Raw genomic sequence first — 362 nt, 5'->3', positions numbered from 1 at the left:
AGAYAATATTGGCCATCCCGACCCTCATACTGGCCCGCGTTATGCCTACAGTTCGGACAAACAGTCCTGTCTGCGATTTCTGATCGGCAAAGACATGCTCGACACGCGACCGGATCACGGACTTTCCTGCGTTGGATCTCTGGATATGCCGGGGCATAGGCTTGAGATGCGGTTTTTTCCTGTGAACCTTCGAGACAAAGCCCTGCTTTTCCATGAAGTCCTCATTGGCTTTTGAACGGTAGGCCGTATCTGTCCAGACGCTCGAGGCCGTATTGGCTTTATCCAGCAGCCCCTCTCTCAATCGCGCGCCATCACTGGCGGCGGCATCTGTCGTCTTCCATTCGCGGATGAACCGGAACTTC

At 54.6% G+C, this 362-nt stretch carries 1 protein-coding gene; it reads right to left on the bottom strand.

All coding sequences use genetic code 11. The features are described 5' to 3' along the window. A partial coding sequence (locus tag KP705_RS19510; RefSeq protein WP_215765507.1) for a transposase occupies positions 1-362 on the bottom strand: 362 nt, incomplete at both ends.

Source organism: Gluconobacter sp. P1D12_c (assembly GCF_018812105.1).
Lineage (GTDB): Bacteria > Pseudomonadota > Alphaproteobacteria > Acetobacterales > Acetobacteraceae > Gluconobacter > Gluconobacter oxydans_A.
The sequence above is the reverse complement of the archived record's forward strand: the minus strand, read 5'-3'. Positions and strand labels throughout refer to the sequence as shown.